Origin of the sequence: Bradyrhizobium forestalis, assembly GCF_002795245.1 — a bacterium.
In the GTDB taxonomy this organism is placed as follows: Bacteria; Pseudomonadota; Alphaproteobacteria; order Rhizobiales; family Xanthobacteraceae; genus Bradyrhizobium; species Bradyrhizobium forestalis.
Window position 1 is genome coordinate 1 of sequence record NZ_PGVG01000109.1, and the last position, 1,411, is coordinate 1,411.

At 65.6% G+C, this 1,411-nt stretch carries 1 protein-coding gene; it reads left to right on the forward strand.

Annotation, left to right across the window (positions count from 1 at the left end):
- The first annotated feature begins 14 nt into the window (after nt 1-14).
- A complete protein-coding gene (locus CVM73_RS38680) occupies nt 15-1,355 on the forward strand; it encodes an IS1182 family transposase (RefSeq protein ID WP_100236933.1) in 1,341 nt (446 codons plus the stop codon).
- Nucleotides 1,356-1,411: the final 56 nt, after the last annotated feature.

Genomic DNA, 1,411 nt, shown 5'->3' on the forward strand with positions numbered 1-1,411 from the left:
CGAAGCAGGGGCTGATGATGGCTGACGAGCAGTTGTTCGAGGGGTTACCCAAGCAGGAAGGACCGCAGGCCGAGAGGCGAGGTGCGCTGCGACTGCGGGTGCCGGAACGCAGTCAGATCGGCATGCAGGTGGCGGCATTGGACGATCTGATCTCGGAGGATCATCCGGTACGCTCGGTTTGGGCGTTCGTCGAGGGGCTGGATCTGTCGGCGTTGCACGACGTCGTCAAGGCGCGCGAGGGCCATCCCGGACATCCGCCGGCAGCGCCGGAACTGATGTTGGCGCTTTGGCTGTGGGCGACGGTCGATGGGGTGGGCAGCGCCCGCCAACTGGATCGGCTGTGTCGCGATCATCTGGTCTATCGCTGGTTATGCGGCGGGGTGTCGATGAACTATCACAGCCTGTCGAACTTCCGGATCGCACATATGGCAGTTCTGGAGCGGCTTCTGGCGCAAGGCGTCGCATCGATGGTGGAAGCTGGCTTGGTGTCGCTCGACACGTTGGCGCAGGATGGCTTGCGAGTGCGCGCGGGTGCCGGGGCGAGTTCCTTCCGCCGGCACGCGCGGCTTGATGATCTGCTCACCGCGGCACAGACGCGGGTGGCGCGTCTGCGCGCTGAAGTCGAGACGGACCCGGCGGCTGGCGACCGCCGCCAGCGCGCGGCAAAGGAGCGTGGCGCCCGCGAGCGCGAGGCGCGGATCGCGGCGGCGCAGAAGCGCATGAAGGAACTGGAGGCCGAGCGGGAACGGCGGGAGAAGACCAACAAGGGTCAGGTGGCCAAGCAGAAGGAGCCGCGCGCTTCGACCACCGATAGCGACGCGCGGGTGATGAAGATGGGCGATGGTGGGTGGCGCCCGGCTTATAACATGCAGATCATATCGGCACCGGAACGTCAGGTGATCGTTGCGGTCGACATCGATACCAGCGGCTCAGATCGCGGCCTGGCCCAACCGGGGATCGAGACGGTGCACGCTGAAGGCTACGACCCATCCAACTATCTGGTCGACGGCGGCTTCACCAAGAACGAGGACATCGAGTGGGCCCACGCCCAAGGCATCAAACTGTGGTGCCCGGCGGGGCAAACCAAGCATGGCACGGACCCTTATGCGCCGAAGAAGGGTGACGGTGTTGGCGTCGCGGATTGGCGTGAACGCATGCAGAGCGAGGACGGTAAGGCTTTCTACCGGCTGCGCGCCGAGCACGAATGCATCAATGCCCATGCCCGCCGCATGGGACTGCGCCAGCTAACCCTGCGCGGTAAGATCAAGGCCCGCATCCATCTGCTGTGGTTCGCCGTCGCTCACAACATGATGCGCTTCCTCGCCTTGCACGCCAAGGCACAGGTCGCCGCATGACGAGGAGCCCACGCCAAGCGGCGCCGACAAGCCGCAGCACCGGCCGGAATCGGGAG